The 603-nt window shown below is 43.6% G+C and carries 1 protein-coding gene; it reads left to right on the top strand.

Annotated features, from left to right (window positions below):
• Positions 1–60: 60 nt before the first annotated feature.
• Positions 61–603, top strand: a 543-nt coding sequence (locus KSZ58_RS22380; protein ID WP_217752961.1) for a PD-(D/E)XK nuclease family transposase, incomplete at its 3' end; no start/stop codon positions are given.

Here is a 603-nt window from a genome sequence, read left to right as displayed (position 1 = left end):
TGACAGATTCCATACGTATAGAAGGGGGTAAGGAGCCCTTACAGAATGGAGGACATAAAAATGTCAAATGCAAGGAATCAACTCAACTACAGTAACGATCTATTTTTTAAGTACACCCTTTCCCGTGAGGATGAAGGCTCTGTGTACGCCCGCAACACCATCATTGAGCGTGTTACCGGAATCAGGGTAAAGGAAAGCACCGTACTCAATCCCAACCTGGATCCGGGCATCATCGGAAAGAAGCGCATCATTCTGGATGTGCATGTAAAGGATGAACAAAATCGTCATTTCAATATCGAGATGCAGACGACCTGTAAGGGAATAGCGGAAATGATGCGCTTTGAATTTTACGGTGCCAGAGCGTTGAACAATCAGCTGAAAAGCGGTGAGTTTTATGATCAATTAAAGCCGGTTTATCAAATTATCTTCATTGATGAGTATGCATGGAACAACAGAAATCTGATCAATCAGTATCAGATGCGTAATGAGCAGGGAGAAGATGAAAGCGGCTATCCGCTCATCCTTCGCACCTTTGTTCATATGCCGGCAATCAATGACATCGTAAAGGAGAAGGAAATGCAGAGGCTGAATGACTTTGAACAG

This window comes from Erysipelatoclostridium sp. DFI.2.3, from assembly GCF_019132535.1.
Lineage (GTDB): Bacteria > Bacillota_I > Bacilli_A > Erysipelotrichales > Erysipelotrichaceae > Clostridium_AQ > Clostridium_AQ innocuum.
Note: the sequence above shows the minus strand (reverse complement) of the source record. Positions and strands in the feature narration are given on the sequence as shown.